The sequence below is a fragment of the Cupriavidus oxalaticus genome (assembly GCF_004768545.1).
Lineage (GTDB): Bacteria > Pseudomonadota > Gammaproteobacteria > Burkholderiales > Burkholderiaceae > Cupriavidus > Cupriavidus oxalaticus_A.
In genome coordinates this window covers 2,360,362-2,383,621 of record NZ_CP038635.1, presented here as the reverse complement: position 1 = coordinate 2,383,621, position 23,260 = coordinate 2,360,362, and the positions used below count along the sequence as shown (strand labels likewise).

23 protein-coding genes, 1 tRNA gene and 2 pseudogenes are annotated in these 23,260 nt (G+C 66.0%); 20 read left to right on the top strand and 6 right to left on the bottom strand.

What is annotated here, in order from left to right; all coding sequences use genetic code 11:
* Nucleotides 1–43: 43 nt before the first annotated feature.
* On the bottom strand, nucleotides 44–2,077 hold the full coding sequence (locus E0W60_RS21850; protein ID WP_135705544.1) for a sensor domain-containing diguanylate cyclase: 2,034 nt from the start codon (nucleotides 2,075–2,077) through the stop codon (nucleotides 44–46).
* 551 nt (nucleotides 2,078–2,628) lie between these two features.
* Here E0W60_RS21850 and E0W60_RS21845 point away from each other — a divergent pair.
* The 10 genes and pseudogenes from E0W60_RS21845 (at nucleotide 2,629) to E0W60_RS21800 (ending at nucleotide 7,110) form a co-directional block, all read left to right on the top strand.
* Nucleotides 2,629–2,964 (top strand): ArsR/SmtB family transcription factor, encoded by a 336-nt coding sequence (locus tag E0W60_RS21845; RefSeq protein ID WP_135705543.1) that lies wholly within the window; start codon nucleotides 2,629–2,631, stop codon nucleotides 2,962–2,964.
* On the top strand, nucleotides 2,961–3,443 hold the full coding sequence (locus E0W60_RS21840) for an ArsI/CadI family heavy metal resistance metalloenzyme (RefSeq protein WP_133096072.1): 483 nt from the start codon (nucleotides 2,961–2,963) through the stop codon (nucleotides 3,441–3,443). Before E0W60_RS21845 ends, E0W60_RS21840 begins: the two co-directional genes overlap by 4 nt.
* A 9-nt stretch (nucleotides 3,444–3,452) precedes the next feature.
* Complete coding sequence (locus E0W60_RS21835) at nucleotides 3,453–3,947, top strand: arsenate reductase ArsC (protein ID WP_135705542.1); 495 nt, start codon at nucleotides 3,453–3,455, stop codon at nucleotides 3,945–3,947.
* Between the two features lie 39 nt (nucleotides 3,948–3,986).
* Nucleotides 3,987–4,481: an arsenate reductase ArsC gene (locus E0W60_RS21830; protein WP_135705541.1), complete on the top strand. Its 495-nt coding sequence runs from the start codon at nucleotides 3,987–3,989 to the stop codon at nucleotides 4,479–4,481.
* 5 nt (nucleotides 4,482–4,486) lie between these two features.
* Nucleotides 4,487–5,191 (top strand): aquaporin, encoded by a 705-nt coding sequence (locus E0W60_RS21825; protein WP_133096075.1) that lies wholly within the window; start codon nucleotides 4,487–4,489, stop codon nucleotides 5,189–5,191.
* 90 nt (nucleotides 5,192–5,281) lie between these two features.
* Nucleotides 5,282–5,704: an arsenate reductase (glutaredoxin) gene (gene arsC, locus E0W60_RS21820; protein ID WP_135705540.1), complete on the top strand. Its 423-nt coding sequence runs from the start codon at nucleotides 5,282–5,284 to the stop codon at nucleotides 5,702–5,704.
* Nucleotides 5,701–6,465 (top strand): arsenical resistance protein ArsH, encoded by a 765-nt coding sequence (gene arsH, locus E0W60_RS21815; RefSeq protein ID WP_133096077.1) that lies wholly within the window; start codon nucleotides 5,701–5,703, stop codon nucleotides 6,463–6,465. Before arsC ends, arsH begins: the two co-directional genes overlap by 4 nt.
* Nucleotides 6,466–6,505: 40 nt before the next feature.
* Nucleotides 6,506–6,880 (top strand): annotated as a pseudogene (locus E0W60_RS38355) (MFS transporter); the annotation flags it as partial.
* Nucleotides 6,876–6,980, top strand: a pseudogene (locus E0W60_RS38350) (AAA family ATPase); the annotation flags it as partial. The pseudogenes E0W60_RS38355 and E0W60_RS38350, both read left to right, overlap by 5 nt.
* Nucleotides 6,955–7,110: an ATP-binding protein gene (locus tag E0W60_RS21800; RefSeq protein ID WP_431189918.1), complete on the top strand. Its 156-nt coding sequence runs from the start codon at nucleotides 6,955–6,957 to the stop codon at nucleotides 7,108–7,110. The pseudogene E0W60_RS38350 and the gene E0W60_RS21800, both read left to right, overlap by 26 nt.
* A 105-nt stretch (nucleotides 7,111–7,215) precedes the next feature.
* Here E0W60_RS21800 and E0W60_RS21795 read toward each other — a convergent pair whose 3' ends face one another.
* The 5 genes from E0W60_RS21795 to E0W60_RS21775 all read right to left on the bottom strand — a co-directional run bounded on the left by E0W60_RS21795 (nucleotide 7,216) and on the right by E0W60_RS21775 (nucleotide 10,178).
* Entirely contained in the window at nucleotides 7,216–7,851 is a 636-nt protein-coding gene (locus E0W60_RS21795; RefSeq protein WP_135705539.1) for a Shufflon-specific DNA recombinase, read from the bottom strand.
* A 135-nt stretch (nucleotides 7,852–7,986) separates the two neighbouring features.
* Nucleotides 7,987–8,061: transfer RNA gene (locus tag E0W60_RS21790), tRNA-Val, on the bottom strand.
* A gap of 91 nt (nucleotides 8,062–8,152) precedes the next feature.
* Entirely contained in the window at nucleotides 8,153–8,884 is a 732-nt protein-coding gene (gene dnaQ, locus E0W60_RS21785) for a DNA polymerase III subunit epsilon (RefSeq protein WP_133096078.1), read from the bottom strand.
* Between the two features lie 59 nt (nucleotides 8,885–8,943).
* Entirely contained in the window at nucleotides 8,944–9,381 is a 438-nt protein-coding gene (rnhA, locus tag E0W60_RS21780; protein ID WP_029046361.1) for a ribonuclease HI, read from the bottom strand.
* A 65-nt stretch (nucleotides 9,382–9,446) separates the two neighbouring features.
* Nucleotides 9,447–10,178: a class I SAM-dependent methyltransferase gene (locus tag E0W60_RS21775; protein WP_195432029.1), complete on the bottom strand. Its 732-nt coding sequence runs from the start codon at nucleotides 10,176–10,178 to the stop codon at nucleotides 9,447–9,449.
* Between the two features lie 135 nt (nucleotides 10,179–10,313).
* On the opposite strand from E0W60_RS21775, the gene gloB reads away from it, so the two are divergent.
* From gloB to E0W60_RS21725, 10 genes are all read left to right on the top strand, one after another.
* A complete protein-coding gene (gene gloB / locus E0W60_RS21770; protein ID WP_135705538.1) occupies nucleotides 10,314–11,114 on the top strand; it encodes a hydroxyacylglutathione hydrolase in 801 nt (266 codons plus the stop codon).
* A 133-nt stretch (nucleotides 11,115–11,247) separates the two neighbouring features.
* Nucleotides 11,248–12,942 (top strand): transglycosylase SLT domain-containing protein, encoded by a 1,695-nt coding sequence (locus E0W60_RS21765; protein ID WP_135705537.1) that lies wholly within the window; start codon nucleotides 11,248–11,250, stop codon nucleotides 12,940–12,942.
* A 139-nt stretch (nucleotides 12,943–13,081) separates the two neighbouring features.
* A complete protein-coding gene (locus E0W60_RS21760; protein ID WP_133096081.1) occupies nucleotides 13,082–15,001 on the top strand; it encodes a propionate--CoA ligase in 1,920 nt (639 codons plus the stop codon).
* Between the two features lie 146 nt (nucleotides 15,002–15,147).
* Nucleotides 15,148–17,502, top strand: a complete 2,355-nt coding sequence (locus E0W60_RS21755) for a bifunctional salicylyl-CoA 5-hydroxylase/oxidoreductase (RefSeq protein WP_135705536.1) — start codon at nucleotides 15,148–15,150, stop codon at nucleotides 17,500–17,502.
* Nucleotides 17,499–18,302, top strand: coding sequence for an SDR family NAD(P)-dependent oxidoreductase (locus tag E0W60_RS21750; protein ID WP_133096083.1), 804 nt, complete (start codon nucleotides 17,499–17,501; stop codon nucleotides 18,300–18,302). Before E0W60_RS21755 ends, E0W60_RS21750 begins: the two co-directional genes overlap by 4 nt.
* A 25-nt stretch (nucleotides 18,303–18,327) precedes the next feature.
* Nucleotides 18,328–19,179 carry an enoyl-CoA hydratase family protein gene (locus E0W60_RS21745; RefSeq protein WP_133096084.1) on the top strand — a complete coding sequence of 284 codons (852 nt, stop codon included), beginning with the start codon at nucleotides 18,328–18,330 and terminating at the stop codon, nucleotides 19,177–19,179.
* A 14-nt stretch (nucleotides 19,180–19,193) separates the two neighbouring features.
* Nucleotides 19,194–20,363 carry an acyl-CoA dehydrogenase family protein gene (locus E0W60_RS21740; RefSeq protein ID WP_135705535.1) on the top strand — a complete coding sequence of 390 codons (1,170 nt, stop codon included), beginning with the start codon at nucleotides 19,194–19,196 and terminating at the stop codon, nucleotides 20,361–20,363.
* A gap of 49 nt (nucleotides 20,364–20,412) precedes the next feature.
* A complete protein-coding gene (locus tag E0W60_RS21735; protein ID WP_135705534.1) occupies nucleotides 20,413–22,107 on the top strand; it encodes an AMP-binding protein in 1,695 nt (564 codons plus the stop codon).
* Nucleotides 22,104–22,529: an acyl-CoA thioesterase gene (locus tag E0W60_RS21730; RefSeq protein ID WP_133096087.1), complete on the top strand. Its 426-nt coding sequence runs from the start codon at nucleotides 22,104–22,106 to the stop codon at nucleotides 22,527–22,529. Before E0W60_RS21735 ends, E0W60_RS21730 begins: the two co-directional genes overlap by 4 nt.
* Before the next feature lie 67 nt (nucleotides 22,530–22,596).
* The gene (locus E0W60_RS21725; protein ID WP_133096088.1) at nucleotides 22,597–23,007 is read left to right on the top strand and encodes a RidA family protein; all 411 of its coding nucleotides are present in this window, start codon (nucleotides 22,597–22,599) and stop codon (nucleotides 23,005–23,007) included.
* The last annotated feature ends 253 nt before the right edge of the window (nucleotides 23,008–23,260 follow it).

Here is a 23,260-nt window from a genome sequence, read left to right as displayed (position 1 = left end):
TGTCACCAGCAACGGGCTCCTGGTGCGCCCGTTTTTTTATCCGTCAGGCCGGCAAGCCGGCAGGCTCCTGGGACGGCGCCGATACCACCATGGAGTCGGGGTTGTCCGCAGGGGTGCAATCGCGCTGGGCAGCATAGCGCGCCTTGCCGTGCCGCTTGGCCTCGTACAGCGCCATGTCCGCGTGCATGAACAGCTCGCTGACGGTCATGGCCTGGCGCCCCTGATGCAGCGCCGAACCGACGCTGGCCGTGGCCGACAGCGAATGCCCGTCGATCACCAGCGGCATGCGCGCGGACTGCACGATGGCGTTGGCAACCGAATCCATCGCGCCGCAGTCGGATACACCGTCAAGGATCACCGCAAACTCGTCGCCGCCGATGCGCGCGACCGCGTCGCCCTTGCGCACGCAGGCGCGCAGGCGCTGCGCGAACGCCACCAGCAGGCGGTCGCCGACCGGATGGCCGTAGTTGTCGTTGACCGCCTTGAAGTCGTCCAGGTCCACCAGCAGCAGGGCCAGCGCGCGGCCGCCGGCACTCGTGCGCGCCATGCATTCCGCCAGGCGCCGGTCGAAGCCCTTGCGGTTAAGCAGGCCGGTCAGATGGTCGGAGACGGTCTGGGCCTCCAGATTGCGCAGCTTCTGGCGCTCGTGCGTCACATTGCGCGCGAACATATGGAGCCCGACCACGGTGTCCTGGGCATCGTTCCAGGCCGGCTGGTAGGTGACTTCCATGCACTCGTTGCCATCCGGGCTTTCGCGCGTGAATGTCACCGCGCTGCCGGCGAAGGCCTGCTCGAGGTATGGCTGGCAGGCCATGTATTCGTGAGTGCCCCACAACTCGCGCAAGGACAGCCCGACGATCTGCTGCGCCGGCACTCCGTAATGCTGCGCGTAGGCCTGGTTGGCGAAGGCGTAGCGCTGTTGCCGGTCGATGAAGGAGACGAAGTCCGGCACGTGGTTGGCGATGGCCTCGATGCGCTTTTCGCTCTCGGCGGCGCGGTCCTTGGCGGCCTGCAGCGCGGCCTCGCGCTCGGACAGCTGCGCCACCACCTCGGCAAAACTGGTGGCAAGCTCGCCGATCTCGTCGGCCCGGCCGGTGGGAAGATCCGCCAGCGCCGAGGGGGTGGTGGCAATCTGGCGCACGGCGCGGTGCAGCCGCTGCAGCGGCGCCAGCAGCCGGCGCATCACCAGCCACATCAGCGCGGCGGCGAACAGCAGCGATAGCCCGGCAATGACCATCGTGCGCTGGCGCACATCGACCAGCACGCCGTAGGCCTCGGCCGCCGGCAGCACGGCCACCACCTGCCAGCCGTTGGACTGCAGCAGGTGGCGCGCCACGATGGGCTGCGTCGGCCGGACCACTTCCAGCATCGAGGCGGGACGTTCGGCGCCGCAGGCCTCGTCGACCGCGCGCGCCGGCGTCAGCACGCGGCTGGGGTCGGGATGCATGGCGTAGCGCGGACTGGCGCCGGCCGACACCAGGCAGAAGCTGCCGGTATCGCCGACCCGGCTGTGCGCCAGCTCGCGCAGGAAATTGCTGGCCGACAGGTTCAGCACGCCGCCGACCACGCCGCGCAATTCGCCGTTGGGCCCGAGCAGCGGCACGGCCAGCACCATGCCCGGTGCGTTGGTCAGCTTGCCCTGGATCAGGTCCGACACCGCCAGCGGCTGGCCGCGCAGGACATCACGGAAATAGTCGCGGTCGTCCACCCGCAGGCGCACGTTGTCCGGCACGGCGGTGCTGAACACCAGCTGGCCGTCAGGAGCGGCAAGGAAGATGCCGTTGAACTGGTCCGGCATGTCGACCATGCCTTCGGCGGCACGTCGCAGCTCCGCCGGCCTGGCTGCGAGCATCGGCGACAGCTGCCGGGCTACACGGCGCAACGTCGCGGCCCGGCTTTGCACCTTTTCGTCCAGTTGCTCCGCCACCAGTTCGACCAGCGTGTCCTGCTGTTGCTGCCGCAGGTGCTTGAGGCTGTCGTAGGCGTAGTACTGGGCGTACAGGGCGCGCAGCACGATGATCAGCGTCACCACACCCGCCGTGGCGAACGCCATCCGGTACTTCAAAGAGTGCTGCATGATTGACGTCTTTCTTGTGCGCACTGACCCGTGTCCCGGTCCGGGGCTTATCTTGCCTGCCTCGCCCATTGCCGAGCCACGCGTTCAAGATTAGCAGATGTCAAGGGAGAATTCGAAACTGTTTGCAACAGATCAGGGGTTGTTGCAGGTGTGCGGAAAGGCGCGATTGAGGGTGCATCTTGCGCCTCGCAGGAGTGAGGCGCAGCAGGCGCAAAAGAAAAAAGCCAGCGCGAGGCTGGCTTTTCCTGAATGCTGGTGGGTGGTACAGGGATTGAACCTGTGACCCCTGCCGTGTGAATCGGAATCATTGCCCTTAATTTACAACAGGTTAGCAAAAAGGCCTTTGCGAAACAAGAGTTTACGTTGGCGCTCGTTAGCAGGTGGGGTTCAAGTTAGCTTTTCGTATGTGGCGCAATTGTGGCATGCCGCATTCCCCTCACTTCCATGCCATATGCGCTTGTTCGCCGTAGCAACCGAGCTGAAAGAGAGAGTCGCCAGGGGACACAGAAATTTCACTTTACAGAATTCTATAATTCGAATATTTTCGAAAAATGGAAACCGACCACGCCCTTGAAGCGCTCGCCGCGCTCGCCCATTCGATACGCCTGTCCGTGTTCCGGCTACTGGTGCAGGCCGGTCCCGCGGGACTTCCCGCCGGCCGGATTGCCGAGTTGATGGCAATGCCGGCGTCCTCCCTCTCCTTTCATCTGAAGGAGTTGCACCGCGCCAAGCTGCTATCCAGTAGGCAGGACGGTCGTTCAATTATTTACATGGCTCATTTCGAGACCATGAACGGATTGCTGGGTTACCTCACGGAGAACTGCTGCAGCGGCAATCCGTGCTCGCCTGTGTCCACCTGTTCCGTCGCCTTGGAGCCCAAATCATGAAGCGCTTCCACGTTCACGTCAGCGTCGCCGATCTCTCTGCCAGTATTCGCTACTACTCGGCCCTCTTCGCAGCCGAGCCAACGGTCGTGAAAGTGGACTATGCGAAGTGGATGCTGGAGGATCCCCGCGTGAACTTCGCCATCTCGGCCCGTGGCGCGGAGACTGGCGTCGACCACCTCGGATTTCAGACAGACGACGCGGCCGAACTGGCCGAACTGAAGCAGCGAGCCGAAGCAGCCGACATGGCGTTGCTCGACGAAGGTGAGACCACCTGCTGCTATGCGAAAAGCGAGAAGTACTGGGTCACGGACCCCCAAGGCATCGCGTGGGAGCACTTCCATACCTTGGGCAATGTGCCGGTGTACGGCGAATCCCGAAAAGTCGACGCTGCTGGCCAGGAGTCGGCCTGTTGCGCCCCCCGAGCTCCGAAGGGCAAGCCGATCGGCATTGCGGTCAACGCCAAGCCTTCCTGCTGCTAAGGGTCCGTCATGAACGAAAAGACCTACAACGTGCTGTTCATCTGCACCGGCAATTCGGCACGCTCGATCTTGTCGGAAGGGTTGATGAACCATCTGGGCAAGGGGAGCTTCCGCGCCTATTCGGCCGGCAGTCATCCGACTGGCGTAGTCAATCCCCTCGCACTGGCGGCACTAGCTCGCCACGGGCTGGACACGACCACCTTTCGCAGCAAGAGCTGGGATGAGTTCTCACAAGACGGGGCGCCGAAACTCGATTTTGTCTTCACGGTGTGTGACAAGGCAGCGGGCGAAGTTTGTCCGGTATGGCCAGGCCAGCCGATGACAGCGCACTGGGGCGTCCCCGACCCGGCTGCCTGTGAGGGTACCGAGGCCCAGAAGCAGCAAGCCATCAACGACGCAACCATTACGCTCAAGCGCCGTATCGAATTGTTCCTGTCATTGCCGCTTCCGAAGCTGGACGCCGTCGCACTTCAGAAGGCTGTTAAGGACATCGGGAAACAGTGATACGCATTCCCTCCGCATCTGACTATTTCGTAGCGCCCCATGACCACCAACGTACTGATTTTGTGTACCCACAACTCGGCCCGCAGTGTGCTGAGCGAAGGAATGTTGAACCATCTGGCCAAGCAGTTTGGCCGCGATGTGCGCGCCTATAGCGCCGGAAGCTCGCCCAGCGGACGCATCAATCCGTTCGCCATCGAGGTGCTTGGCAATGCTGGCGTCGACGTCAGCGACTTCCGCAGCAAGAGCTGGGATGAATTTGTCGGCGAGAATGCCCCTGAGATGCGGGTGGTCATCACCGTGTGCGACAGTGCCGCCGCAGAGGCGTGCCCGTATTGGCCGGGCAGCCCGGTGAAGGTGCATTGGGGCTACCCTGACCCGTCGAACACGGAAGGCGGCGACGACAAGAAGCGGCAGGCTTTCGAGCTGACCCGGCAGGCCATCGGCTACCGCATGCTGCAACTGCTGACGCTGCCGCTGGACACGCTGAGCAATGCGGAACTGCAGGACCACCTTAACCGTATCTCGCAAAGCTGAGCGTCATGGTCGATCTGCGTAACAGACTGGGCGCCGAAGCCTTGGGAACGGCGCTGCTGCTGGCCATCGTTATCGGCTCGGGCATCATGGCAGAGCGGCTTGCCGGCGGCAATGTCGCCGTCGCCCTGCTGGCCAACACGGCGGCCACGGTCGGTGGCTTGTACATCTTGATTGAAGTCTTTGGCCCGATCAGCGGCGCGCACTTCAATCCAGCCGTCAGCGCGGTCATGGTGGCGCGAGGTGAACTGCCTGGCGCGGCGCTGCTGCCATACATCGCCGCCCAGCTCGTAGGCGCGGTGCTGGGGGCTTGGCTCGCCCATGCCATGTTTGACATGACGATCCTGCAGCTTTCCACCAAGGTCCGCAGCGGTCCGGGGCAATGGATTGCTGAAACCGTTGCGACCGCCGGCCTGCTTTTGGTGATTCTGCGCGCCCCGAACGGGCGCGCCTCTGCCATGGTGGCGGCCTATATCGGCTCGGCATACTGGTTCACCGCATCCACCTCGTTTGCCAATCCCGCAGCCGCGTTCGGGCGCATGTTCAGCGACAGCTTTGCGGGCATCGCACCGGCGAGCGTGCCGGGATTCATGCTGGCGCAATGTCTCGGCGCGGCCATCGGGCTGGGGCTGCATCGGCTGCTTGAGCCGCGTGCGTTACCCCACGGCCACCCAAATGTCATCGAAGCCTCCGGCGAGCACCAGGCAGACTGACGCTGACCGGAACCGGGGCGCCACTCTTGCCGCCTTGGTTGGAGTCCTTTCAACTGCCTGCAACCAGATACCAACTGAACCCGGGAAACCATGTCCGTCACCATCTATCACAACCCCGCCTGCGGCACATCGCGCAACACACTGGCCATGATCCGCAATGCGGGTATCGCGCCGAATGTCATCGAATATCCGAGCACGCCGCCTGACCGACAGACGTTGCAACAGATGATTAGCCTTGCGGGCCTCACAGTTCGTGAAGCCATCCGCGAAAAGGGTACGCCCTACGCCGAACTGGGCTTGTCCGACCCGGCCCTGACCGATGAGCAGTTGCTCGAAGCGATGCTGGCCCATCCGATCCTGATCAACCGGCCGTTCGTCATCACAGAGCGGGGCGTGCGGCTGTGCCGGCCATCGGAACTCGTGCTCGACATCCTGCCCTCGCCACAGCAAGGTGCCTTCACCAAGGAGGATGGCGAAGCCGTCATCGACGCGCAAGGCCGGAGGGTCAAATGACCATGGCGCTGCCTAACGTTATCCCGGCCGTGCTCGATACCCCGGACCTGAACAAGCTGGAACCGGTGCGCGTCAGCACGCATCCACCGCGCATCCTGCTGCTCTATGGCTCGCTGCGCGAAACGTCTTATAGCCGGCTGCTGGTGCAGGAAGCCGAGCGGATCCTGCAGCATTTCGGCGCGGAGACGCGCGTGTTCGATCCGCATGACCTTCCGGTGTGCGACAGTGTTCCCGCCGATCACCCCAAAGTGGTTGAACTGCGCAAGCTCTCGGAGTGGTCGGAAGGCCAAGTGTGGTGCAGTCCCGAGCGGCACGGCACGCTGACCGCGGTTTTCAAGAACCAGATCGACTGGCTGCCCCTGGAGATCGGATCCATCCGACCGACTCAGGGTCGCACGCTCGCGGTGATGCAGGTCTGCGGCGGCTCGCAGTCGTTCAACGCGGTCAACGCGCTACGCGTGCTGGGGCGCTGGATGCGCATGGTGACGATTCCCAATCAGTCATCGGTAGCCAAGGCATACCAGGAGTTCGACACGAACGGCCGCATGAAGCCGTCCTCCTACTATGACCGGGTGGTCGACGTCATGGAGGAACTGTACAAGTTCACTCTGCTGGTGCGTGATCGCAGCGACTATCTGACGGACCGCTATAGCGAACGCAAGGAAGCGGCGCCTGCGAACGTCGCCGCGCTCGCCGCGGCCGCCATGAGCCATGAACGGGACGCGCAGGTCACCGACACAGATAGCGGCGAAGTCGAATAAAAAACGGACGGGATGGCCATGGAGCCAACGAGTCGTGTGATTGCCAGCCAATCTCAGCACGCCTAACAGTACGGCCACGGACCCGCCACCCGCAAAGACTGCGTCCTCCCAGGCTCCTAAGGATGGCGTGCCCTCTCAGCGGCTTGCCTCGTTCACACTCGCCTTTGTCTTCGCCGCCACCTGGTTCATTAGCACCGCCATGGCGGCGCTCCTGCCGCGATTGCTGCAGGCAGGTGGTGCGACACTCGCAACTGCCGTGATGGTCGGTGCGCTGATCGGCCCCGCTCAGGTGGGTGCCCGGATATTGGAGTTCGGGCTGCTGCGCAAGATCCACCCGCTGCTTTCGGCCCGCATCGCTGCTGCGCTTCACCCTGCGGGTGCCATCGCGTTCGGCATTGTTGGGGCTGCTCTGGCGCAATGACCGCAAGCTTGCCCGACTCTTGCAGCGAGCCCGGCTCAAGTACCCCCAGGCCGCCATCGAAGACCTCGATGCCCGCCCCGGACGGGGCATTGATCGCAACCATCGCCGATGCGATTCTCGATCGACTGATGCACCGCATTCACCGCATCACGCTGGCCGGCGACTCAATGAGAAAGACTGCTCAAAAAACAAGCGCCACAGCCAGCGGCAACCCCACTGCCTAGCCTGGCAGAGTAGAATCCGTCCCCGCGCAACACCCTCAACCGATCACCGGTCACGATGCCGGAATTGCCGGTCACGACCAACCGGAAACCGCTGGGAAACAGCGGTCACGATAAAGCGGAATCCGCGGTCACGATGCCGGAATCAGCGGTCACATTCACCGGAATACGCACTCGGGCCAGTAAGGCGACCTCTTGGGTCGCGTGGAGGCGTTTCGAGCGCGGCAAGGAGTCGTTCCTATTCCCGTGTCCCAAGCGACGATTGCGCCCGCGGTTTTCGGCGGGCCGGCGAACCATCGACACGGCATTGTCAATGTGGATTCCCCATTCTTTGCCTGCCACATTGATTACATGGGAAATCAGGTTCAGGTCGCGGTTCGTTGTGGAGCCGGACACCTGCTTCAGTCGTTTGTCGCGCCATTCGGCGATGAGCTTGCCAGACAGGGCGGCAACCTTTACCTGTGCGAGTGGGTCGCGGAGCATCGCAGTGAGCCGATATCGTTCGGATTCGGCCCCTTTTTTCTGGCCGGACACCTCTTGTAGGTACCTTCGAATCAGATCGCCCAGGGTGTTTTTCTCAGCTTCGGTGCGATCAATGAAGACCCCGCGCTCGATCTCGGATTCGATTACCGTCGCCCATGCACGGGCGTCTGCCTTGGTGGAGAAGCTGCGGGAGAGGGTAGGCCAGCCTTTGCGCCGAATCTGGGCTTCCCAGTTCGAGCCCCGTTGCCGAATAGTCGCCATTCGTGGTCCTCACAAGTTTGCGTGTGGCAAATTTGTGGCAATCGGACCGATTCGAGGGAGGCCAGAAATCGCGGGGTTAGTGTGTCCTAACCCCAGAAATGAGAAAAGCCAGCACGAGGCTGGCTTTCCGTGTTCTGGTGGGTGGTACAGGGATTGAACCTGTGACCCCTGCCGTGTGAAGGCAGTGCTCTACCGCTGAGCTAACCACCCCTTTCTGCATCGTCGTTGCCGTCGTGCAGCGGAGAAATGAGATTATGCAGGGCTCCCTGTATCTTGTAAAGCCCTTTTCCCAACTTTTTGTTCAGGCGGCCATCGTGCCGGGTTCCTCGGCCGTGGCTTCCTGCCATACCGTCTTGCCGCCGCTGGCCTTGTCCAGGCCCTTGAGCAGATCGAAATGGGCTTCCAGTTCCGCCTCGGTGGCGCGCAGCACCGGCAGTACCAGCCGAGAGAGGTCGGCCGTAGCGGTGGCCCCGCCTGCGCCAGTGCCGCTTTCCATGGTGTCGATTACCAGCGAATCCTGGCCGCGGGTCATTGCCAGGTAGACCTCTGCCAGCAATTCCGCATCGAGCAATGCGCCGTGCAGCGTGCGGTGCGCGTTGCTGATCCCCAGCCGGTCGCACAGGGCGTCGAGGGAGTTGCGCTTGCCGGGGAACATCTGCCGCGCTTCGCGTAGCGTATCGATCACGTTGCCGACATGCTCGCGGAAGGGAGGCATGCCCAGCAGCTGGAATTCCATGTCGAGGAAGCCCAGGTCGAACTGCGCGTTGTGGATGATCAGCTCGGCATCTGCGACGAATTCGCGGATCTCGTGCACGACCTCGGCAAAGCGGGGTTTGTCCGCCAGGAACTCGACCGTGATGCCGTGGACGGCGATCGCACCTTCGTCGATGTCGCGCTCCGGGTTGACATAGAAGTGCAGGTGGCGCCCCGTCAGGCGGCGGTTAAGCAGCTCCACGCAGCCGATTTCGATCAGGCGGTCGCCGGTGGCGGCATTCAGGCCGGTGGTTTCGGTGTCGAGAACGATTTGTCGCATGGCGGGCATTCTAGCGGAGCGGCATTGCCCCGCGGTTCTTGTTGTGGCGTTGCGGCGGTTCAGCGGCCGATCGATTCGACGCCGCGGTTGGCCAGCGCATCGGCGCGCTCGTTGCCGGGATGACCGTTGTGGCCGCGCACCCAGTGCCACGAGATCTGGTGTCCCTGGGTCAGCGCGTCGAGTTCCTGCCACAGGTCGGCGTTCTTCACCGGCTTCTTGTCGGCGGTCTTCCAGCCGCGGGCTTTCCAGCCGGGCAGCCATTCGCTGATGCCTTTCTGGACATATTGCGAGTCGGTGTAGACCCGCACGGTGCAGGGCCGCTTGAGCGCGCGCAGCGCTTCGATCACCGCGGTCATCTCCATGCGGTTGTTGGTGGTGTTGGGCTCGCCGCCGAACAGTTCTTTTTCATTGGTGCCGGCGACGAGCACCGCACCCCAGCCGCCGCGGCCGGGATTGCCTTTGCAGGCGCCGTCGGAGTAGATCGTGACTTCTTGCATGGAATTCCGTTGGGGGCCGGCCGCGCAGCGCGGCCGGCGCATGGGTTGTCCGCCGTGGCTCCGGCTCAGTGGTCGTCGCCGGGCGTCTTGCCGTGGGTGCCGGTGGGCGTTGCCACGGGCGTTGCCACCGGTGCCAGCGCCGGCTTGGCTTTCCACGCAGGGCCGACCAGTCGTATGTTGCGCACGCGCTTGATCGCCGAGATCATATAGACCGCGCCGAAGATCGGCCACCAGCGGTCGCCGGCCTTTTCCATGAAGGCGGTGCGCTGCAGCCAGCGCTCGGTGCGATAGGGCGGGCAGTAGCAGCCGAAGCGGCCGCGGATGATATCGAAGCCGAGCAGCTTGAGCCAGTCCTTGATGCGCACGAAGCCGATCTGCTGCGCATCGGTCGGCAGGAAGGGCGTGGCGCCGAGCCGGTTCATGCCCTGGCGCGCGCCCCACAGGCTCATCGGGTTGAAGCAGGTGACCACCACGCGCCCTTCGGGCATCAGCACGCGCGAGACTTCGCGCAGCACTTCGTGCGGGTCTTCGGCAAACTCCAGGATATGGGGCAGGGTTACCAGGTCTACGCTCTGCGTGTCGAACGGCAGCTCGTCGAAGCGGCACAGCAGCTGGCGCGCGTCCGGATGTGCCGCGCGCGGCCCGTGCGGCCCGCTGGCCGGATCCAGCGCCAGCGCCGAGAACGGCATCCGGTTCTCGCGCAGGGTATCGACGTACGGCATGCCCAGCTGTACGGCGTGGTAGCCGAAGATGTCCGCCACGGTGCGGTCGTACTGCTGCGCTTCCCAGCGCAGCATGTACTTGCCGGGCGGCGAGGCCAGCCAGTCTTCCCAGCTTACAATCGGGCCATTGGGACCATTGGGGCCATTCAGGCCGCGCTGGCCGTACTCGCCGTTCCGGCGATTGGGACGATTGGACATAGGAGCATGCGCATGTTGAAGGTTGAGCCGATCCCGGCGTTCCAGGATAACTATATCTGGGCCATTCACGATGGGCATCATGCCGCCGTGGTCGATCCCGGCGAGTCGGCGCCGGTGGAGGAATTTCTGGCGCAGCGGGGGCTGGCTCTGGGCGCTATTGTAATCACTCACCACCACGGCGATCACCAGGGCGGCGTTGCCGGCCTGCTGGCGGCACACCCGAGCACGCCATCGGGCGCGCCGATGCCGGTGCTCGGGCCCGCCGGCGAACGTATCGGCGGACGCACCCGGGCGCTGCGCGAAGGCGACGAGGTGACACTGGCCGAGCCCCCGGTGACGTTGCGGGTGCTGGACGTACCCGGGCATACCGCCGGCCATATCGCCTATGTGGGCGACCTGGGCGAAGCGGGCCGCGCCGTGTTCTGCGGCGACACGCTGTTCGCCAGCGGCTGCGGGCGCCTCTTCGAGGGCTCGCCGGCGCAGATGCTGGCGTCGCTGGACAAGCTGGCGGGCCTGCCGGGCGACACCCGCGTCTACTGCGCCCACGAGTACACGCGCAGCAACGTGCGCTTTGCCCGGGCGGTCGAGCCGGATAATGCCGCGCTGGCGGCGTGGGAGCAGCGCGTCGATGCGCTGCGTGCCGCGGACACGCCTACGTTGCCGACCACCATCGCCCACGAGCGCGAGGTCAACCCGTTCCTGCGCTCGCGCGAGCCGTCGGTACGCGCAGCGGTGTCGGCGCACGGCGGTGCCACCGACAGCGATGCCAAGGCATTTGGCGCGCTGCGCAGGTGGAAGGACAATTTCCGCTAAATTAAAGGCAGGCCCGGCCGAAAACCCTTGCGGGTCAAGGCTTTCGGGGCGCTACCTAGAAAAATCTGATTGACGCGATAGGCCGTTTTTTTTAGCATCACGCATCCTTTTAGCGTCACGATTCGAGAACTTAATGAAAATTGGTCGATTACTGGCGGTAGTTGCGTGTGCGGCGCTGCTTGCAGCCTGCGCCAGCACCCCTACGCCGCCTGACGCCGATGCCAACGGCGCGACCGCCCAGACTGCCAGGCGCCAGGATCCGCTCAATTCGCTCAGCGACAAGTCGGCGCTGTCATCCTCTTCCACCATCAATGTCGACCAGGGCGGCCTGGACTGGCTGCGCGGCCCGTCCAACGATATCTGGGACCGGATCCGGCGCGGCTTTGCCATGCAGGACCTGGAGGGCACGCTGGTCGATGACCGCACCCAGTGGTATGCGCAGCGCCCGGAATACATGGAGCGCATGGTCGGGCGGTCGAGCCGCTACCTGTACCACATCGTCGAGGAACTGGAACGCCGCAAGATGCCGACCGAGCTGGCGCTGCTGCCGTTCGTCGAGAGCGCGTTCAACCCGCAGGCCCAGTCCAGCGCCAAGGCCGCCGGCATGTGGCAGTTCATCCCCAGTACGGGCAAGTCATACAACCTGAAGCAGAACATGTTCCGCGACGAGCGCCGCGATGTGCTGGCCTCGACCGATGCCGCACTGGACTATCTGCAGCGGCTCTATGACATGTTCGGCGACTGGCACCTGGCGCTGGCCGCGTACAACTGGGGCGAGGGCGCGGTGTCGCGCGCGATCGCGCGCAACCAGGCGCGCGGGCTGCCGACCGACTACGCCAGCCTGACCATGCCCAACGAGACGCGCTACTACGTGCCGAAGCTGCAGGCGGTCAAGAACATCATCGCCAACCCGGCCATCTATGGCGTCAGGCTGCCGGAGATCCCGGACCATCCGTACTTCGTCACGGTGACCACGTCGCGCGATATCGACGTGAACCTCGCCGCCAAGCTGGCGGACATGACGCTGGAAGAGTTCAAGGCGCTGAACCCGTCGTTCAACCGCCCGGTGATCCTGGGGGCATCCAACCCGCAGATCCTGCTGCCGTTCGACAATGCCGAGCGCTTCCAGTACAACCTGAACACCTACCGAGGCGGGCTGTCGAGCTGGACCGCGGTCACGGTGGACGGGCGCGAGCGCGTCGAGTCGCTGGCGGCGCGGCTCAATGTCGATGCCGACACGCTGCGCGAAATCAACAGCATTCCCAAGGGCATGCGCCTGAAGGCCGGCTCGACCGTGATGATCCCGCGTTCGGGCCGCCACGACCAGGACATCAGCGCGAGCCTGGCCGACACCGCCATGCTGGCGATGGAGCCCGACCTGCCCGACGCGCGCCGCGTGGTGGTGCGTGCAAGCCGGCGTGATACGGTGACGTCGGTGGCGCGGCGCTACGGCGTGTCGCCGGGCCAGGTGCAGTCCTGGAACAAGCTGTCCGGCACCAAGCTGGTGGCAGGGCAGAGCCTGGTGCTGATGGTGCCGGTGCGCGGTGCCGGCGCGGTCCGCGCGGCGCGTGCCGAACGGGCCGACCGGGCCGAGCGCGAAGACCGCGCCGAGCGCGCCGAACGTGGCAGCAAGGGCAGAATCGTGCGCGTCTCGACACAGGGGGGCAAGGCCGAGCCGCGCAAGCGCATCACTGTGGAAGCCTCCCCGCGCCGCGGTACCAAGGCGGCGCCGACGGCCAAGGTGGCGCGCGAGGCCAAGGCGGCCCCGGTGAAGGCATCGGCCAAGTCCAGCGTCAAGGCCAGCAGCAAGGGCAGCAAGGCGCGCTGAGCGCAGGGCTTGAGAGCAAAAAGGCGTGCCGGCGGCACGCCTTTTTTGCATCTGCCGTGTGCATCGGCCGGGGGCGGCACCCCTCTGAATCCCGTTTCCTCCACGCCCGCGCCGGTGGCAAACTACCGTCATCATCACAATGACCGCAGACGCGGAGGAGACTGCCATGACGGCAAGCCATGCCGTGCATGCCCGTTCGCTGGCCGACCCGCAGGGGTTCTGGGCCGAACAGGCGGCACGCATCGATTGGGAAACTCCCTTCGATCAGGTGCTCGACAACAGCCACGCGCCGTTCACCCGCTGGTTCGTGGGCGGACGCACCAACCTGTGCCACAACGCGGTAGACCGCCACCTGGCGGCGCGCGCCAGCCAGCCCGCCTTGCACTGGGTTTCGACCGAAGTCGACCAGTCCCGCAGCTACTCCTATGCCGAGCTGCACGACGAGGTCAACCGCATGGCGGCGATCCTGCAGGGGCTCGGGGTGCAGAAGGGCGACCGCGTGCTGGTCTACATGCCGATGATCCCGCAGGCTGCGTTTGCGATGCTGGCGTGCGCGCGCATCGGCGCGATCCATTCGGTGGTGTTCGGCGGCTTTGCCTCGGTGAGCCTGGCGGCACGGATCGACGACGCCCGCCCGCGCGTGGTGATCAGCGCCGACGCCGGCTCGCGCGCCGGCAAGGTCGTGCCGTACAAGCCGCTGCTGGACGAGGCCATCCGGCTGTCGTCGCACCAGCCGGAGAAGGTGCTGCTGGTCGACCGCCAGCTGGCCGACATGCCGCGCACCGAAGGCCGCGATGAAGACTACGCCACCTGGCGCGACCGCGTGGCCGGCGCGCAGGTGCCGTGCGCATGGCTGGAGTCGAGCGAGCCGTCGTATGTGCTCTACACCTCCGGCACCACCGGCAAGCCCAAGGGCGTGCAGCGCGATACCGGTGGCTACGCGGTGGCGCTGGCCACGTCGATGGAATACATCTTCTGCGGCAAGCCGGGCGACACCATGTTCACGGCCTCGGATATCGGCTGGGTGGTCGGCCACAGCTATATCGTCTACGGGCCCCTGCTGGCCGGGATGACCACGCTGATGTACGAAGGCACGCCGATCCGCCCGGACGGCGGCATCCTGTGGCGGCTGGTCGAGCAATACCGGGTCAACCTGATGTTCAGCGCGCCCACCGCGATCCGCGTGCTGAAGAAGCAGGACCCGGCCTGGCTGACCCGCTACGACCTGTCCAGCCTGCGCCTGCTGTTCCTGGCCGGCGAGCCGCTGGACGAGCCCACCGCGCGCTGGATCCAGGACGGCCTGGGCAAGCCGGTGGTCGACAACTACTGGCAGACCGAGTCGGGCTGGCCGATCCTGGCGATCCAGCGCGGCATCGAGCCGCTGCCGCCCAAGCTGGGCTCGCCGGGCGTGCCGGCCTACGGCTACGACCTGAAGATCGTCGACGAGAACACCGGCGAGGAATGCCCGCCCAACCAGAAGGGCGTGGTCGCGATCGACGGGCCGCTGCCGCCCGGCTGCATGAGCACGGTGTGGGGCGACGATGACCGCTTCGTGCGCACCTACTGGGAGGCGGTGCCGAACCGGCTGTGCTATTCCACCTTTGACTGGGGCGTGCGCGACGAGGACGGCTATGTCTTTATCCTCGGCCGCACGGACGATGTGATCAATGTCGCCGGCCACCGGCTGGGCACGCGCGAGATCGAGGAAAGCCTGTCTTCGAACGCCGCCGTGGCCGAGGTGGCGGTGGTGGGCGTGCAGGATGCGCTCAAGGGCCAGGTGGCGATGGCGTTCTGCATCGCGCGCGATCCGGCCCGCACCGCAACGCCGCAGGAGCGGCTGGCGCTGGAAGGCGACCTGATGAAGACGGTGGAACAGCAACTCGGCGCCGTGGCGCGGCCGGCGCGGGTATTGTTTGTCAATGCGCTGCCCAAGACGCGTTCGGGCAAGCTGCTGCGGCGCGCCATGCAGGCTGTGGCGGAGGGCCGCGACCCGGGCGACCTGACCACCATCGAAGATCCGGGTGCGCTGGAGCAGATCCAGGCGGCGCTGAAGGGATGAAGGGTTGAAGCGGTCGACGGTGCGGAGTGCGTGGCGAGGCACTCCGCACCGAATGCTTGCCTTATCTCGTGATGCAATCTAATATTTGAAGCATAAAATATTTAGACATGATCTACATGACGGCACGGCCGGCAGGAGATGAAGCGATGCGAGTGCTTTGTATTGGCGGCGGCCCCGCCGGACTGTACTTCGGCCTGTTGATGAAACTGCAGGACCCGGCTAACGAAGTGATCGTGGTCGAGCGCAACCGGCCGTACGACACCTTCGGCTGGGGCGTGGTGTTCTCCGATGCCACCATGGACAACCTGAAGCAAGCCGATCCGGTGAGCGCCGACGAGATCAACGCCGCCTTCAACCACTGGGACGACATCGACATCCATATCGGCGGGCGCACCATCCGTTCCGGCGGCCATGGCTTTATCGGCATCGGCCGCAAGCGCCTGCTCAACATCCTGCAGGCGCGCTGCGAAGCGCTCGGCGTCAGGCTGGTGTTCGAGAACGATGTCACCGACGACCAGGCGCTGGCAATGCAATACCAGGCTGACCTGGTAATCGCCTCGGATGGCCTGAACAGCCGCATCCGCACCCGCTACGCCGAGACCTTCCAGCCCGACATCGATACGCGCCAGTGCCGCTTCGTCTGGCTGGGCACGCACAAGCTGTTCGACGCCTTCACCTTCGCCTTCGAGAAGACCGAGCACGGCTGGTTCCAGGCGCATGCCTACCGCTTCGACGACAACACCTCGACCTTTATCGTCGAAACACCGGAATCGGTCTGGCGCGCCGCCGGCATCGACGAGATGAGCCAGGAAGAGGGCGTGGCGTATTGCGAGAAGCTGTTTGCGCGTTACCTCGACGGCAACAAGCTGATTACCAACGCGGCGCACCTGCGCGGCTCGGCGATCTGGATCCGCTTCCCGCGCGTGATCTGCCGCCAGTGGGTGCATTGGAACACGCTGCCGGACGGTCGCCGCGTGCCCGTAGTGCTGATGGGCGATGCCGCGCACACGGCGCACTTCTCGATCGGTTCCGGCACCAAGCTGGCACTGGAAGATGCGATCGACCTGGCCGAAGAGATCCGCGGCAGCGGCCACGACGGCCTGCCTGATGCGCTGGCGCGCTATGAAGCCACGCGCGGCGTGGAAGTGCTGAAGATCCAGAATGCCGCGCGCAACTCGACCGAGTGGTTCGAGAACGTCGAGCGCTACGCCGGCAGCTTGCCGCCGGAGCAGTTCGCCTATTCGCTGCTGACGCGTTCGCAGCGCATCTCGCACGAGAACCTGCGCGTGCGCGACGCCGATTATGTGGCGCAATTCGAGCACTGGCTGGCGCAACAGGCCGGCGTGCCGCAGCAAAGCCTGAAGCTGCGCGAGCATGAGCCGTTGCCGCCGATGTTCACGCCGTTCCGGCTGCGCGGCGTCACGCTGAAGAACCGCGTGGTGGTGTCGCCGATGGCGATGTACTCCTGCACCGACGGCATGCCGGGCGACTTCCACCTGGTTCACCTCGGTTCGCGCGCGCTGGGCGGCGCCGGCATGGTGGTGGCGGAAATGACCTGCGTGTCGCCCGATGCGCGCATCACGCCGGGCTGCCCGGGCTTGTGGAACGATGAGCAGCGCGACGCATGGAAGCGCGTCGTCGATTTCGTCCATGCCAACAGCGATGCGCGCATCGCCATGCAGATCGGCCACTCGGGCCGCAAGGGGTCGACGCAACTTGGCTGGGAAGCGATGGACCATCCGCTGCCGCAGGGCAACTGGCCGGTGATGTCGGCCTCGCCGCTGCCGTACCTGCCCGGCGAGTCGCAGACCCCGCGCGAGATGACGCGGGACGACATGGACCGCGTGCGCGACGACTTCGTGGCCAGCGCGCGGCGCGCGGCCGAAGCGGGCTTCGACTGGCTCGAGCTGCACTGCGCCCACGGCTACCTGCTGTCGAGCTTTATCTCGCCGCTGACCAATACGCGCAACGACGAATACGGCGGCTCGCTCGCGGCGCGGCTGCGCTATCCGCTGGAGGTGTTCGAGGCCGTGCGCGCGGTATGGCCGCAGGACAAGCCGATGTCGGTGCGCATCTCGGCGCACGACTGGGTCGAAGGCGGCATCACGCCCGACGACGGCGTCGAAATCGCCCGCGCCTTCAAGGTCGCCGGCGCCGACATGATCGATTGCTCGTCGGGGCAGGTCAGCCCGGACCAGGCGCCGGTCTATGGCCGCATGTACCAGACCCCGTTCGCCGATCGCATCCGCAACGAGGCGGGCATCGCCACCATCGCCGTGGGCGCGATCTTCGAGGCCGATCATGTCGACTCGATCATCGCCGCGGGCCGCGCCGACCTGTGCGCGATCGCGCGGCCGCACCTGGCCAACCCGGCGTGGACGCTGCAGGAAGCCGCGCGCATCGGCTACCGCGACATCAACTGGCCCAAGCAGTACCTGGCGGGCAAGCGGCAACTGGAAACCAATCTCGAACGCGCCGCGGCGCAGGAGAAGCAGGCATGACGGGCAGCATGGCGACACTGGCCGGCAGGCACGCGCTGGTCACCGGCGGCGGGCGCGGCATCGGCGCAGCGATCGCGCGGCGGCTGCTGGCCGACGGCGCCAGCGTCACGCTGCTGGGGCGCGATGCCGGCACGCTGCAAGCGACGGTGCAAGTCCTGCGCGAGCAGGCACCGGCAGGCGCCAACGTTTCGTTCGTCACGGCCGATATCGCCGATGCCGGCAGCGTAGCGCGCGCCTTTGCCGCGGCCACGGAGCAGGCTGGTCCGGTATCGATGCTGGTCAACAACGCCGGGCAGGCGCACAGCGCCCCCTTCATGAAGACCGATGCCGCGCTGTGGCAGCGCATGCTCGACGTCAACCTGACCGGCACCTTCCTGTGCACGCAGGCCGCTCTGCCTGCGATGCTCGAAGCCGGCTGGGGCCGCATCGTCAACGTGGCCAGCACCGCCGGGTTGATCGGCTACGGCTACGTCAGCGCCTATTGCGCGGCCAAGCATGGCGTGATCGGACTGACGCGCGCGCTGGCGCTGGAGACCGCGGCCAAGGGCGTGACCGTCAACGCGGTTTGCCCGGGCTACACCGAGACCGATATCGTGCGCGACGCCGTCGCCAACATCGTCGGCAAGACCGGCCGCAGCGAGGACCAGGCGCGCGCCGAACTGGCCGCGCGCAACCCGCAGCGGCGACTGGTGCAACCCGAGGAGGTGGCCGACGCCGTGGCATGGCTGTGCCAGCCGTCCGCCGGCGCGATCACCGGGCAGGCGATCCCGGTGGCCGGCGGCGAAGTGATGGCGGGCTGACAAAACAAGGACCTGAGAGAGAACCATGACTGAAATCGCACTCGACATGCGCCACCACAAGCGCAGCTTTGCCGGCTACGAACCGCGGCACTTCCTGTGGTCGGTGTCCGACGACGGCAAGGTCGGCACCATCACGCTGAACCGGCCGGAGCGCAAGAACCCGCTGACGTTCGACTCCTATGCCGAGCTGCGCGACCTGTTCCGCGCGCTGTGCTACGCCAGCGACATCAAGGCGGTGGTGGTCACCGGCGCCGGCGGCAATTTCTGCTCGGGCGGCGACGTGCACGAGATCATCGGGCCGCTGACGCAGATGACCATGCCCGAACTGCTCGACTTCACGCGCATGACCGGCGACCTGGTCAAGGCGATGCGCGCGTGCCCGCAGCCTGTGATCAGCGCGGTCGACGGCATCTGTGCCGGCGCGGGCGCGATGATGGCGCTGGCTTCGGACATGCGGCTGGGCACGGCGCAAGCCAGGACCGCGTTCCTGTTCGTGCGCGTTGGGCTGGCTGGCGCCGACATGGGCGCGTGCTCGCTGCTGCCGCGCGTGATCGGACAGGGGCGTGCCAGCGAGCTGCTCTATACCGGCCGCGCCATGAACGCGGAGGAGGGGCTGCAGTGGGGCTTCTTCAATGCGCTGCATCCGTCCGAGGCCGTGCTGGCACAGGCGCAGGCACTGGCCGCGCAGCTCGCCGCCGGGCCGACCTTCGCCCACGGCGTGACCAAGAAGCTGCTGCACCAGGAATGGAACATGGGGCTGGACGAGGCCATCGAAGCCGAAGCCGAAGCCCAGGCCATCTGCATGCAGACGCGCGATTTCCGCCGCGCCTACGATGCCTTCGTGGCCAAATCGAAGCCGGTGTTCGAAGGCGACTGAGCCAGGGAGCCGCGATGTCAGACAAGACCTATCTCGACCTGCCGCTGTTCGACGACGCGCACCGCACGCTGGAGCGCGAGCTTGACGCCTGGTGCGCGCAGCACCTGCATGTCGACCACGGCGATGCCGATGCCGCCTGCCGCGCCCTGGTGCGCCAGCTCGGCGAAGCGGGCTGGCTGCGCTATTGCGTGCCGGCCACGCACGGTGGCGCGTTGCCCGCGCTCGACTCACGCTCGCTGTGCCTGCTGCGCGAGACGCTGGCGCGCCATGACGGCCTGGCCGACTTTGCCTTCGCGATGCAGGGGCTGGGCTCGGGCGCGATCTCGATTGCCGGCAGCGAAGCGTTGCGCGCGCAATACCTGCCGCGCGTGGCGCGCGGCGAAGCGATCGCCGCCTTTGCCCTGTCCGAGCCCGAGGCCGGTTCCGATGTCGCGGCGATGCAATGCAGCGCGCGGCTGTCGGAAGACGGCAAGCACTATGTGATCGACGGCACCAAGACCTGGATCTCCAATGGCGGCATCGCGGACTTTTATTGCGTGTTCGTGCGCACCGGCGAAGCGCCGGGCGCGCGCGGCATCTCGGCCTTCGTGGTCGATGCCGACACGCCGGGCCTGACCATCGCCGAGCGCATCGACGTGATCGCGCCGCACCCGCTTGCCACGCTGCGCTTCGACAACTGCCGCGTGCCGGTCGGCAACCGGCTGGGCGAGGCGGGGCAGGGCTTCAAGGTGGCGATGATGACGCTCGACATCTTCCGCGCCTCGGTGGCGGCGGCTGCATTGGGCTTCGGGCGCGCCGCGCTGGACGATGCGCTGGCGCGTGCCTGCGAGCGGCCGATGTTCGGCGGCGTGCTGGCCGACCTGCAACTGACGCAGGCCGCCATCGGCGACATGGCAACGGCCATCGACGCGGCCGCGCTGCTGACCTATCGCGCGGCCTGGCTGCGCGACGTCAGGAAAGAGCGCACCACGCGCGAAGCGGCGATGGCCAAGATGGTCGCGACCGAGAACGCGCAGCAGGTCATCGACCGCGCGGTGCAGATGTTCGGCGGCCTCGGCGTCAAGGTCGGCACGCGCGTGGAAAGCCTGTACCGCGAGATCCGCTCGCTGCGCATCTATGAAGGCGCCACCGAGGTGCAGAAGCTGATCATCGCCCGCGAAACACTGGCCGGCCGGAAGGCCTGAGCCATCCGACCGGAACTGCCGTACCGACAGAGCAGACAGGAGACAAGCCATGGCGACCACCGCCCACCTCGATACCTTCGCCCGCGACCGCCTGCCGCCGCCCGAGCAGTGGCCGGTGTTCCGCTTCAATGCCGACACTGACTACCCGGCGCGGATGAACTGCGCGGTGGAACTGGTCGATCGCCACGTGCGCGAAGGTCGCGGCGAGCGCATCGCCATTCGCCATCGCCCTGCGAGTCAAGCAGGCCAGGCGGGCCAGATCGAGACGGTCACCTACGCGCAACTGGCGGCGCTGGTCAACCGCATCGCCCATGTGCTGGTCGAGGACATGGCGCTGGTGCCCGGCAACCGTGTGCTGCTGCGCGGGCCCAACAACCTGATGATGGCCGCAAGCTGGCTCGCCACCATCAAGGCCGGCCTGATTGCCGTGCCGACCATGCCGCTGCTGCGCGCCAGGGAACTGAAGCAGGTCATCGACAAGGCGCAGGTCACCGCGGCGCTGTGCGATGCGCGGCTGCGCGAGGACCTCGACGCCAACCAGCGCGCCGGCGGCGCATACCATTGCCCGACCCTGGCGCGCGCGCTGTATTTCAACGGCACCGGCGAGGGTTCGCTGGAAGCCGCGATGGCGGGCAAGCCCGACAGCTTCGATGCCTGCGACACCGCCAGCGACGATATCTGCCTGATTGCCTTCACCAGCGGCACCACCGGACAGCCCAAGGGCACCATGCATTTCCACCGCGACGTGCTGTCCATGTGCGACCTGTTCCCGCGCCATGTGCTGCGCTCCGTGCCGGACGATATCTTCTGCGGCACGCCGCCGATCGCCTTCACGTTCGGGCTGGGCGGCATGCTGTGCTTTCCGTTGCGCATCGGCGCCAGTACGGTGCTGGCGGAGAAGCTCACGCCGGAATCGCTGCTGGAGCTGATCCACGACTTCCGCGCCACCATCGTCTTCACCGCGCCCACGTTCTACCGGCAGATGGCGGCGCTGGCGCCGCGCTTCGATATCTCCAGCCTGAGGCATAGCGTATCGGCCGGCGAGGCGTTGCCGGACGCCACGCGCCAAGGCTGGAAGGCCGCTACCGGCATCGAGATGACCGACGGCATCGGCGGCACCGAGATGATGCATATCTTTATCTCCAGCGCCGGTGCCGAGGTCAGGCCGGGTGCCATTGGCAAGGTGGTGCCCGGCTACGTGGCGCAGATCGTCGACGACGAGATGCGGCCGCTGCCTCCGGGGCAGGTGGGCAAGCTGGCGGTGCAGGGCCCGACCGGCTGCCGTTACCTGGACGACCCGCGCCAGGCCAACTACGTGAAGGCGGGCTGGAACCTGCCGGGCGATACCTTCACGGTCGACGCAGACGGCTATTACTTCTACCAGGCGCGCTCCGACGACATGATCATCTCGGCCGGCTACAACATCGCCGGCCCCGAGGTGGAGAGCACGCTGATGCAGCACGAATCGGTGGCCGAGTGCGGCGTGGTCGGCGCACCCGACGACGGGCGTGGGCAGGTGGTCATGGCCTACGTGGTGCTGCGCGAGGGCGTGCCCGCGGACGACGCCACGCGCACCGCGCTGCAGGACTACGTCAAGCGCCAGATCGCGCCGTACAAGTATCCGCGCCGCATCGAGTTCGTGCCGGCGCTGCCGCGCACCGAGACCGGCAAGCTGCAGCGCTTCCGGTTGCGCCAGATGGCGGAGCAGGGCAATGGCGGCAACCACGGTGGGAGCAAATCATGAGCCCGGTCTTCCGCAGCACCGTCCTGGTGCGCTTCAAGCACTGCGACGCGGCCGGGATCGTGTTCTACCCGCGCTACTTCGAGATGCTCAACGACTTCATCGAAGACTGGTTCGGCGAAGCGCTGGGCTGGCCCTTCGACGTCATGCACGGCGAGGGCCGGGCCGGCGTGCCGACCGCGGAGCTGGAATGCCGCTTCCTGGCGCCGAGCCGGCTGGGCGAGGTGCTCACGCGCGAACTGCGCGTGCTCAAGCTCGGCCAGTCCAGCTTCACGCTGGCGATCCGCTTTGCCGGCCCGCACGACGATACCCGCATGGAAGTGACGCAGCGGCTGGTCTGCGTCGACACCGGCTCGATCGCGCCGCAGCCGTTGCCGGAGGCCGTGCGCCAGGCCATGGCGGCCTACCTGGTGGCAACGGCCTGACTGGCCGGCTACCGCATTCCCGACCGAATTCCCGATCCATCAATCAGAAAGCAAAAGGACATCAACCATGAAAATCCTGCAGCCGCCCGACTGGGCGCCCCCGCGTGGCTACGCCAACGGCATGATGGCCGAGATCCAGGCCGGCAGCCGCCTGCTCTTTGTCAGCGGCCAGATCGGCTGGAACGGCAAGTGCGAGTTCGAGACCGACGATTTCGGCCTGCAGGTGGCGCAGGCGCTGCGCAATGTGGTCGACGTGCTGGCCGCCGGCGGGGCGAAGCCTGAACATATCGCGCGCATGACCTGGTATGTGAAGGACAAGGCGGAATATGTCGGTGCCTATGGGGCGATCGGCCAGCACTACCGCGCCATCATTGGCCGGCACTTTCCGGCGATGACGGCGGTCGAGGTGGCCGACCTCGTCGAGCCGCGCGCCAAGGTGGAAATCGAGGTGACGGCGGTCGTGCCGCCGGATGCGTAACGGGGTCTGCACACCGCCGGACCTGGGCGCGGGCACCGGCGGGCCGGGTGCCCGCGGCGGCGCCCGTGTGATGCAAGTCCTTGAAAACTTGAGAAATTGGGTGGCGCGGGATATAATTCGAAAGTTTCGCTTTCAGAACCCTTCACCCTAGCGCCAACCGCTTTCCACCTTCCGCCGCCCCCATCCGCGCCGCCTTTGCCGTTCGCACCTGATGTGATGCAAAGAGCATGCCGCAACCGGATCCGACCGCATC

Bases quoted from the DNA above. Each gene is read 5' to 3' on its own strand.
- E0W60_RS21740 (WP_135705535.1), top strand. From the start codon at position 19,194: ATGTCAGACAAGACCTATCTCGACCTGCCGCTGTTCGACGACGCGCAC.
- E0W60_RS21760 (WP_133096081.1), top strand. From the start codon at position 13,082: ATGACCGCAGACGCGGAGGAGACTGCCATGACGGCAAGCCATGCCGTG.
- arsC (WP_135705540.1), top strand. From the start codon at position 5,282: ATGTCCGTCACCATCTATCACAACCCCGCCTGCGGCACATCGCGCAAC.
- E0W60_RS21845 (WP_135705543.1), top strand. From the start codon at position 2,629: ATGGAAACCGACCACGCCCTTGAAGCGCTCGCCGCGCTCGCCCATTCG.
- E0W60_RS21775 (WP_195432029.1), bottom strand. From the start codon at position 10,178: ATGCTGCGCTGGGAAGCGCAGCAGTACGACCGCACCGTGGCGGACATC.
- E0W60_RS21750 (WP_133096083.1), top strand. From the start codon at position 17,499: ATGACGGGCAGCATGGCGACACTGGCCGGCAGGCACGCGCTGGTCACC.
- E0W60_RS21725 (WP_133096088.1), top strand. From the start codon at position 22,597: ATGAAAATCCTGCAGCCGCCCGACTGGGCGCCCCCGCGTGGCTACGCC.
- E0W60_RS21835 (WP_135705542.1), top strand. From the start codon at position 3,453: ATGAACGAAAAGACCTACAACGTGCTGTTCATCTGCACCGGCAATTCG.
- gloB (WP_135705538.1), top strand. From the start codon at position 10,314: ATGTTGAAGGTTGAGCCGATCCCGGCGTTCCAGGATAACTATATCTGG.
- E0W60_RS21745 (WP_133096084.1), top strand. From the start codon at position 18,328: ATGACTGAAATCGCACTCGACATGCGCCACCACAAGCGCAGCTTTGCC.
- E0W60_RS21840 (WP_133096072.1), top strand. From the start codon at position 2,961: ATGAAGCGCTTCCACGTTCACGTCAGCGTCGCCGATCTCTCTGCCAGT.
- E0W60_RS21735 (WP_135705534.1), top strand. From the start codon at position 20,413: ATGGCGACCACCGCCCACCTCGATACCTTCGCCCGCGACCGCCTGCCG.
- E0W60_RS21800 (WP_431189918.1), top strand. From the start codon at position 6,955: ATGCCCGCCCCGGACGGGGCATTGATCGCAACCATCGCCGATGCGATT.
- arsH (WP_133096077.1), top strand. From the start codon at position 5,701: ATGACCATGGCGCTGCCTAACGTTATCCCGGCCGTGCTCGATACCCCG.
- E0W60_RS21795 (WP_135705539.1), bottom strand. From the start codon at position 7,851: ATGGCGACTATTCGGCAACGGGGCTCGAACTGGGAAGCCCAGATTCGG.
- E0W60_RS21755 (WP_135705536.1), top strand. From the start codon at position 15,148: ATGCGAGTGCTTTGTATTGGCGGCGGCCCCGCCGGACTGTACTTCGGC.
- E0W60_RS21765 (WP_135705537.1), top strand. From the start codon at position 11,248: ATGAAAATTGGTCGATTACTGGCGGTAGTTGCGTGTGCGGCGCTGCTT.
- E0W60_RS21825 (WP_133096075.1), top strand. From the start codon at position 4,487: ATGGTCGATCTGCGTAACAGACTGGGCGCCGAAGCCTTGGGAACGGCG.
- E0W60_RS21730 (WP_133096087.1), top strand. From the start codon at position 22,104: ATGAGCCCGGTCTTCCGCAGCACCGTCCTGGTGCGCTTCAAGCACTGC.
- dnaQ (WP_133096078.1), bottom strand. From the start codon at position 8,884: ATGCGACAAATCGTTCTCGACACCGAAACCACCGGCCTGAATGCCGCC.
- E0W60_RS21850 (WP_135705544.1), bottom strand. From the start codon at position 2,077: ATGCAGCACTCTTTGAAGTACCGGATGGCGTTCGCCACGGCGGGTGTG.
- rnhA (WP_029046361.1), bottom strand. From the start codon at position 9,381: ATGCAAGAAGTCACGATCTACTCCGACGGCGCCTGCAAAGGCAATCCC.
- E0W60_RS21830 (WP_135705541.1), top strand. From the start codon at position 3,987: ATGACCACCAACGTACTGATTTTGTGTACCCACAACTCGGCCCGCAGT.